The organism is Melaminivora alkalimesophila (assembly GCF_000282995.1).
GTDB lineage: Bacteria > Pseudomonadota > Gammaproteobacteria > Burkholderiales > Burkholderiaceae_C > Melaminivora > Melaminivora alkalimesophila.
Genome location: NZ_ALEE01000358.1, coordinates 1 through 7,935, shown reverse-complemented (window position 1 = coordinate 7,935; position 7,935 = coordinate 1). Strand labels below are relative to the sequence as shown.

7 protein-coding genes are annotated in these 7,935 nt (G+C 69.9%); 2 read left to right on the top strand and 5 right to left on the bottom strand.

Annotated features, from left to right (window positions below; translation table 11 throughout):
• Nucleotides 1-72: 72 nt before the first annotated feature.
• From A612_RS06650 to A612_RS06640, 3 genes are all read right to left on the bottom strand, one after another.
• The gene (locus tag A612_RS06650) at nucleotides 73-1,857 is read right to left on the bottom strand and encodes an SLC13 family permease (RefSeq protein ID WP_019373730.1); all 1,785 of its coding nucleotides are present in this window, start codon (nucleotides 1,855-1,857) and stop codon (nucleotides 73-75) included.
• 293 nt (nucleotides 1,858-2,150) lie between these two features.
• On the bottom strand, nucleotides 2,151-2,741 hold the full coding sequence (locus A612_RS06645; RefSeq protein WP_040436254.1) for an acyloxyacyl hydrolase: 591 nt from the start codon (nucleotides 2,739-2,741) through the stop codon (nucleotides 2,151-2,153).
• 127 nt (nucleotides 2,742-2,868) lie between these two features.
• Complete coding sequence (locus A612_RS06640; RefSeq protein WP_019373728.1) at nucleotides 2,869-3,465, bottom strand: Spy/CpxP family protein refolding chaperone; 597 nt, start codon at nucleotides 3,463-3,465, stop codon at nucleotides 2,869-2,871.
• A gap of 165 nt (nucleotides 3,466-3,630) precedes the next feature.
• Between A612_RS06640 and A612_RS06635 the strand changes: the two genes are divergently transcribed.
• Together A612_RS06635 and A612_RS06630 are read left to right on the top strand one after the other, a co-directional pair.
• On the top strand, nucleotides 3,631-4,584 hold the full coding sequence (locus tag A612_RS06635; protein ID WP_019373727.1) for a recombination-associated protein RdgC: 954 nt from the start codon (nucleotides 3,631-3,633) through the stop codon (nucleotides 4,582-4,584).
• A 375-nt stretch (nucleotides 4,585-4,959) separates the two neighbouring features.
• Nucleotides 4,960-5,211, top strand: a complete 252-nt coding sequence (locus A612_RS06630) for a DUF3297 family protein (protein ID WP_019373726.1) — start codon at nucleotides 4,960-4,962, stop codon at nucleotides 5,209-5,211.
• 75 nt (nucleotides 5,212-5,286) lie between these two features.
• Here the strand turns inward: A612_RS06630 and A612_RS06625 are convergent, their stop codons facing one another.
• The gene (locus A612_RS06625; RefSeq protein ID WP_019373725.1) at nucleotides 5,287-7,113 is read right to left on the bottom strand and encodes an AMP-dependent synthetase/ligase; all 1,827 of its coding nucleotides are present in this window, start codon (nucleotides 7,111-7,113) and stop codon (nucleotides 5,287-5,289) included.
• On the bottom strand, nucleotides 7,110-7,931 hold the full coding sequence (locus A612_RS06620) for an ABC transporter ATP-binding protein (protein ID WP_040436255.1): 822 nt from the start codon (nucleotides 7,929-7,931) through the stop codon (nucleotides 7,110-7,112). Before A612_RS06620 ends, A612_RS06625 begins: the two co-directional genes overlap by 4 nt.
• Between the last annotated feature and the right edge of the window lie 4 nt (nucleotides 7,932-7,935).

Below are 7,935 nucleotides of genomic sequence, written 5' to 3'. Positions count from 1 at the left end.
CTGCCGCGGGACCGGCTCGAGCGCTGGCTGGACGGCGCGCCACCCGTGTAGCGACATCCCCCGCGCCAGCCCTCAGAACGGCCAGAAGACCGGGATGAAGACCACCCCCGCCAGCCAGAAAATGAGGTTCAGGGGCGCTCCCACTTTCAGGAAATCCGCAAAGCGGTAGCCGCCGGCGCTGTAGACCATGGTGTTGGTCTGGTAGCCCACGGGCGTCAGGAAGCTGGTCGAGGCGGAGAAAGTGACGGCGATCAGGAAAGGCGTGGCGTCGGCCTCGAGCAGGCGCGCGGTGGAGACCGCGATCGGCGTGAGCAGCACCGCCGCCGCCGCGTTGCTCATCATCTCGCCGAGCAGCAGCGCCATCAGGTAGAGCACCGCCAGCACGACGTAGGGCCCGTAGCCCCCCACCAGCCCCAGCGTGTGTTCCACCAGGAACTGCGCCGCGCCGCTGTTGCTGAAGGCCGTGCCCAGCGGCAGCAGCCCCGCCATCAGCAGCAGGATGCGCCCGTCGATGGCGTCGTACATGTTGTCCAGGTCGATGCAGCGCGCCAGCACCAGCGCCACCGCGCCCGCCACCGCGGCGATGGCGATGCTCACCCAGCCCAGCGCCGCCGAGGCCACCACCAGCGCCATGGTGGCCAGCGCGAAGGGCGCGCGCCAGCCCTTGGACAGCGGCGCGGCGCGCTCGGACAGCACGATGATGTTGGCATTGCTGCGCAGGCCCTGCAGCTGCGGCTCGGGCATCAGCACCAGCAGGATGTCGCCCACCGCCAGGTGCACGTCCTGCAGGTGCTCGCGCACGATCTGGCCGCGGCGCTGCAGGGCGAGGATCGAGCTTTCGCGGGGAAGGCGCCGGTCGATGGCCTGCAGCCGGTGGCCCAGCAGCGCCGAGTTGGGCGCGATCATGACCTCGGCGAGCACCTGCTTGTGCTCCTCCGGCGGATCGTCCATGTCGGGCTCCTCCCCGCGCTTGCGGGCGGCGCGGTTGTACTGCAGCCCCAGCTCCTGGTGCAGCCGCTCCAGGTTCGACCAGCGCCCGCGCACCAGCAGCACGTCGCCCTCCTGCAGCTCCTGCGTCTTGGGCGACCACTGGCGCTCGGCGCCGCGCCACAGCTCCAGCACATAGACGTGGTACTTGCCGCTGATCTTCGCTTCCTCGACCGTCCGGCCCAGGCACTCCGAATCCGGCCCCACGCGCAGCTCGGTGACGTAGTGGCCGGATTCCTGCAGCGTCGGCAGGTCGGCGTTGGAACGCTCGGGCAGCAGCCAGCGCCCCAGCGTCAGCAGGTACACGCAGCCTGCCACCCAGCAGATGGCGCCCAGCGGCAGGAACTCGAACATGGAAAAGCCCCGGTGCCCCAGGTCCCGGGCGACCGAATTCACGATCAGGTTGGTGGAGGTGCCGATCAGCGTGCACACCCCCGCCATCTGCGAGACGTAGGACAGCGGGATCAGTGCCTTGGTGGGCGGCATGCCGATGTTGCGGCTGGCGGCGATGACCAGCGGGATGAACACCGCCACCACCGCCGTGTTGTTCACGAAGGGCGCGACCACTGCCAGGACGCCGAACAGCAGCAGCAGGAACACCGTGGGCGAGCGGCTCTTGCCCAGCAGCCGACCGACCGAGGCCAGCGCCCCGGTGTTCTCGATGCCGGCTGCCAGGATGAACATCGCGGCCACGGTGATGGTGGCCTCGTTGCTGAAGCCGCTGAGTGCTTCCTGTGGGCTGACCAGCCCCAGCAGGGCCAGCGACAGCAGCACCAGCAGCGCCACCACATCCATGCGCAGGCGCTCGCTGATGAACAGGTACATGGCGGCTGCGGCGATCAGCAGCACGCAGGCGATGGGCACGGTCATGGCGGGCTCCCTCGGTCGTCTGGACAGTGCCCCAGGCCTGTGCCCGGTTGTCCATTGAAGTTTCTATTTCTGGATAGTGGTAGTAGTAGGCCCGGCACCGGCCTGTGGACAAGCCGTCTTTCCCCAACATTGGCAGGCAGTTGCGCGCCGTCCAAGGCTGTGCGCGGCAGGGGTCGCGGCGCGCCCTCCGAATGGGGACAACGCACACCGCCGCGCCGCTGCTGTGGACAAGTGGTGACCTGTGCCATTTCGGACCCCAGGCTTGTCCACAGGCGGGACCGGCCCTGCCGCCCTCAGAAATGCAGCGCGTAGCGCAGCTGCAGGAAGTTGGCGCCGGGGTTGGGGTGCTTGATGCCGGCGTTGGAGACGTGCTGCAGCCGAAGCAGCAGCTCGTGCCGCTGTTGCGCGCCCAGGCGCAGGCCGACGCCCAGGTGCGAGGCGAAGTTGAAGCGCGTGCTGAATTCGCGGCCGGGCGTGTGGTAGCGGTGGCGCGCCACGGTGGCGCCGATGCCGGCCTCGGCGAACCAGCGCGAGCCGGGGCCATCGGGCAGCAGGCGCAGCGTGGGCGTGAGCCCGATCAGGGTGTTGCTGCCGTGGCCACCCGGCACGGCGTCATAGGTCCAGCGGCTGGCGTACAGGTCCCAGTAGCCGTGCAGCTCACCGCCCCACAGCTCGCGCTTCCATTGCCAGGGCAGGGTGAGGCCCACCGTCAGGGCGTTGGTGTCGTAGCGCGAGCGTCCGGCCTGCACATAGACAGAAGGACGGTCCGCAAAGGGCGTGCCGGGCTCCTGGGCAAAGACGGGCGGGGCGCTGCAGGCAAGAAAAACCCCGGCGGCTGCACAGGCAGGGGCCAGGGAGGAGAGGAGGCGCGGGTATCGGTGCATGGAGGCAAGAGAGGGGTTACAAATCCATGCAAACTGTAGAACCCCCGGCGCCCGCGCTCCTGTAGGCGGGCGCCGCGATGGCGCGCCGGGCGGATCGGCGCGCCTGCCGGGCTGCTGCGACCCGGCCTCAGCGCGTGGCGGTTGCGCCGTCGCCGCCGGCCGGGGCTGCATGGCCCTGGCCCGGGCCCTGAGGGTGCGGACCGTGGTGGCCGCGCTTGCCATGTCCGAAGCGGCTGAACATGCGCAGGCCTTCGGCGTCGAAGGTCTTTTGCTGCTCGGCATTCAGCTCGGCGTAGAAGGCCTTGATGGCGTCGCCGCGGCGGTCCATTTCGGCCGCGCGCTGGGCACGGATCGCGCGCATGCGGTCGATGCGCTCGGGCGTGCTGAGCTGGTCCATTGCGCGGGCGTCCAGGCGCGCGTGGCGCTCGCCCGGCTGCATGGCCTGCAGGAAAGCCTCCCAGGCCGGTTGCTGCGCCGGCGTCAGCGCAAGCTTTTGCTTGAAGGCCTCGGCGCGGCGGGCGCGCATCTGCTCGCGCTGCTCGGGGCCCATGCGGGCATGGCGGCGCTCGGCGCGCTCGCCCTGGTGGCGGGGCTGGGCCTGCTGGGTGGCGGCCGGCTGCGGGGCGCCGTCGGCGGCGGCCGTTCCCTGGGCCATGGAGGCGCCGCAGAGGGCGAGCAGGGCGGCGCAGGCGGTGGCGATGAGGGTGGATCGGGTGCGGTTCATGGTGGCTACTCCTCGTGGGTGGGTCAACGGTGCAGCCGGGGCTGCAATGCCCTGCCAGTGTGTGCCGTTCATGTTTCGCGCCGATGTGCCTGGGCTGCAGCTATGTAAAGTTGCGACAAGTTGCGCTGCGCCGGCAGCGCCTTTTTTTCTTCAGGAAAGCATCAGGTGTTCAAGAACCTCATCGTCTATCGCATTGCCGAGGGCTGGCAGGCCGACCTCGGCACATTGGAGGAGGCGCTGGCGCGCATGCCTTTTGCCGAGTGCGGCGCCACGCAGGAACGCTCCAGCGGCTGGGTGCCGCCACGCGGCGAGGCCCACGGCCCGCTGGCCGAGAGCGTGGCCGGCCAGTGGGTGCTGCGCTGGCAGTCCGAGGCCAAGGTGCTGCCCGGCCCGGTGCTGGCGCGCAAGGTGAAGGAAAAGGCCGAGGCGATCGAGCGCGAGACCGGCAGGAAGCCGGGCAAGAAGGAAGCGCGCGAGCTCAAGGACGAGGCCAAGCTCGACCTGCTGCCCATGGCGTTTACCAAGCTGGGCTCGACCTGGGTGTGGATCGACCGCGAGGCGCGCACCCTGGTGGTCGACAGCGGCAACCAGGGCCGCGCCGACGAGATCACCAGCGCCCTGGTGGAGCTGCTGCCGGGCCTGTCGCTGGCGCTGGTGGACACGCAGACCAGCCCGCAGGCCGCCATGGCGCATTGGCTGCGCGAGCAGGAGCCGCCGGCGGGTTTCACCATCGACCGCGAATGCGAGCTCAAGAGCCCGGCCGAGGACAAGGCGGTGGTGCGCTATGCGCGGCATCCGCTGGACATCGACGAAGTGCGCGCCCACATCGAATCGGGCAAGCTGCCGACGCGCCTGGCCATGAGCTGGGATGGGCGCGTGTCCTTCGTGCTGACGGAGGGGCTGCAGCTGCGCAAGGTGGCGCTGCTCGACAGTGTGCTGGATGCGCAGGGCGACGAGGGCGGCTTCGATGCCGACGTTGCCATCGCCACGGGCGAGCTGTCGCGGCTGATCGCCGACCTGGTCGAGGCGCTGGGCGGGGAGGGGCGCACTGCCGGGGTCGAAGGCCCCCCTGCGGCCGCTGCGGGCCACCCGGCTGTGCCCGAGGACGCGCCTTTCTGAGCTGATCTCCCTTCCTCCGCACCGCGCGAGCGCCCATCCGGGCGCTTTTTTTTGGCCGGTCGGGGCGGCGGCGACGGCCACCACCGTTATTCCTTGTCTTCAATATCTCTGAATAGTAGTGGTAGTAGAGGCTCACTTCGGCTGTGGACAAGCCCATTTTTCCCTTGTCTTCCAAGGGCTTGCGTGGCCGCAAAACCTGGGCAGGGAGGCAGGCGGGTGCTGCGCCGGTTTTGGGGACAAGAAGCGCCACGGGGCCCGGCCTGTGGACAAGTCCATGGTTGTGCGCGAACGCTGCGCAGGGTTGTCCACAGGCCGGGGCGCCCTTCGGGGGGATAATCCGGCCTTCCCTTTCCTTGCGCTGCCGCACTCCCTTGCATGACCGACGCCGCCCTGATTCCCCTGCCCGACCGCCTGTCCACCGACCCGCGCAGCCCGCACCACGCGCCCGAGGTCTTCGCCCAGCAGGCAGGCATCGGCATCCGCTTCAACGGCAAGGAGCGTTTCGACGTCGAGGAATACTGCGTGAGCGAGGGCTGGATCAAGGTGCCGGCCGGCAAGACGCTGGACCGGCGCGGCCGCCCGCTGCTGCTCACCCTGAAGGGGCAGGTGGAGGCGTTCTACAAGTGAGCGTGGCCGCGCCCGCGCGGGGTGCGGCGCGCGGGGGCAGCGGGCGTTCGGCCGCCCGGCAGGCGGGGCTGCGCCTCAGGCGTACAGCGCCTCGATCTCGCTGGCGTAGGCCTTGTAGATGCTGGCGCGGCGCACCTTCATGGTGGCCGTGACTTCGCCGTCGTCGTGGTCCAGCTCCTTGGTCAGGAGGTGGAACTTGCGGATCTGCGCCACCTGCGCGAGCTGGGCGTTGCCGCGCGCAATCTCCGCCTCGATCAGCTGGCGCACCTCGGGCGTCTCCACCAGCGAGCGAAAGTGCGTGAAGGCGATGCGCCGCGCCTCGGCCCACTTGCCCACGGTCTCCAGGTCGATCTGCACCAGCGCCGAGACGAACCTGCGCCCGTCGGCCACCACCACGCACTCCTTGATGTAGGGGCTGGCCTTCATGGCGTTCTCGATCTCAGAGGGCGTGAGGTTCTTGCCGCCGGCGGTGATCATGATGTCCTTCAGGCGGTCGACGATGCGGATGTGCCCATCGGGCTCGGCGCTCACCACGTCGCCGGTGTGCAGCCAGCCGTCCTGGAGGGTCTGGGCCGTGGCCTCGGGGTTCTTGTAGTAGCCGGCGAAGACCATCTCGCCGCGGATCTGCAGCTCGCCCTGCTCGCCCATGCGCCACTGCACGCCCACGGTCGCCGGGCCCACGGTGCCGGCGCGCACGTCGTCCAGGCGGTGGCCCGTGACCATGCCGGTGGATTCCGTCAGGCCATAGACCTCGATCAGCGGCACGCCCAGGGTGCGGAAGAAGCGCACCACGTCCGGCGCGATCGGCGCGGCGCCGGTGAGCGCCACGCGCGTGCGGCGCAGGCCGATGAAGTTCTGCAGCGAGCGCAGCACCAGCACGTAGTGCCAGGCGTGGCGCAGGCGCTCGGCGGCGTTCCACTGGCTGCGCGGCTTGTACGCCAGCGGCGCGCAGGCCGCCATGGCGCGCTCGAACAGGCGCTGGCGCAGCCGCCCGGTCTCCTGCATCTTGATGAGGATCGAGGAATGGAGCTTTTCCCAGATGCGCGGCACGCCCAGGAACATGGTCGGCGCCACCTCGCGCAGGTCTTCTTGCACGGTGCGGATGGATTCGCCGAAGTTCACGGTGCTGCCCAGGTACAGCGGCGCGAAGGTGGTCAGCATCTGCTCGGCCACGTGGCACAGCGGCAGGTAGGACAGGTGCGTGTCGCCGGCCCTGAGCTGCATGCGCTCGATGATCCCGGGCGCCACGCCCCGCATGTTGCGCCAGGAGATCATGGCGCCCTTGGGCGCGCCGGTGGAGCCGGAGGTGTAGATCATCAGGCCGATGTCGTCCAGCGACTGGCGCGCCAGCAGCTCGTCGATGCGCGCCTGGCTGTGCGCGGCGCGGCCCTGCGCCTCGACCTCCTCGAAGGTGCTGATCAGCGCGCGGGTCTCGGGCGCGAAGCTGCGCAGGCCCTTGGTCTCCATGACGATGATCCGGCGCAGGCGCGGCAGCGCGCCGCCGGCCATCGCCTCCAGCACCTTGTCGGTCTGCTCCTGGTCCTCGCAGACCATGATGTCGATGTCGGCGTGGCCCACCACGTAGGCGACTTCCGGGGCCGGGCTGGTCGGATAGACGCCGACGGTGATGGCGCCCACCAGGCCCGCGCCCATCTGCGCCAGCACCCACTCGATGCGGTTTTCCGCCAGCACGCCGACGTGCCCGCCCTCGGGCAGGCCGAGCGCCAGCAGGCCCTGGCCGAAGTGGCAGGCACGCTCGTAGTACTGCGCCCAGGTGAAGGGCTTCCAGATGCCGAAGTCCTTTTGCCGGATGGCCACGCGCGTGGCGTCGCCGAGCGCGCGCTGGCGCAGCATCTGCGGCAGGGTCAGTTCGGGCAGCTGCGGGATCGGGGGGGTGCTCATGACAGCCACCTCTTGCGGCGCTTGTAGTGTTTGAGTTCGCGAAAGCTGCGCGCCTCGCCGCTGGCGCCCATGCCGAGGTAGAACTCGCGCACGTCTTGGTCGCCCGCCAGCCGCTCGGCCGGGCCGTCGATCACGATCTTGCCGTTTTCCATGATGTAGCCGCTGTGCGCCACGGCCAGGGCCACGGTGGCGTTCTGCTCGACCAGCAGCATGGAGGTGCCGCGCTCGGCGTTGATGCGGGCGATGATGGAGAAGATGTCCTCGGTGAGCTTCGGCGACAGGCCCAGCGAGGGCTCGTCGAGCAGCATCAGCGTCGGCTGGGCGATCAGCGCGCGGCCGATGGCGAGCATCTGCTGCTCGCCGCCGGACAGGTAGCCGGCAAGGCCCCGGCGGCGCTCGTGCAGGCGCGGGAAGTATTCGTACACCAGGTCGAAGTCGGGCCTGCCCGCGCCCGCGCGCCCGCTCAGGGCGTAGGTCGAGGCGACCAGGTTTTCCTCCACCGTCAGGTCCTCGAAGATGCGCCGCCCCTCCATGACGTGCGACAGCCCGCGGCGCACCAGCTGCTGGGGCGCGAGCTGGGCCGTGTCCTGCCCGGCGAAGGCGATGCTGCCCGAGGCGAGCAGGCCGTCCTCGAGCGCCAGCAGGCGCGAGATGGCCTTGAGCGTGGTGCTCTTGCCGGCGCCGTTGCTGCCCAGCAGCGCCACGATGCGCCCGCGCGGCACGGCCAGCGACAGGCCGCGCAGGGCCTGCACGGCCTTGTTGTAGATGACCTCGATGTTGTTGACTTCGAGGACCAGGTCCGGGGGGGTCTGTGTCATGGCA

Bases quoted from the DNA above. Each gene is read 5' to 3' on its own strand.
- A612_RS06645 (WP_040436254.1), bottom strand. From the start codon at position 2,741: ATGCACCGATACCCGCGCCTCCTCTCCTCCCTGGCCCCTGCCTGTGCA.
- A612_RS06630 (WP_019373726.1), top strand. From the start codon at position 4,960: ATGACCGACGCCGCCCTGATTCCCCTGCCCGACCGCCTGTCCACCGAC.
- A612_RS06620 (WP_040436255.1), bottom strand. From the start codon at position 7,931: ATGACACAGACCCCCCCGGACCTGGTCCTCGAAGTCAACAACATCGAG.
- A612_RS06625 (WP_019373725.1), bottom strand. From the start codon at position 7,113: ATGAGCACCCCCCCGATCCCGCAGCTGCCCGAACTGACCCTGCCGCAG.
- A612_RS06650 (WP_019373730.1), bottom strand. From the start codon at position 1,857: ATGACCGTGCCCATCGCCTGCGTGCTGCTGATCGCCGCAGCCGCCATG.
- A612_RS06640 (WP_019373728.1), bottom strand. From the start codon at position 3,465: ATGAACCGCACCCGATCCACCCTCATCGCCACCGCCTGCGCCGCCCTG.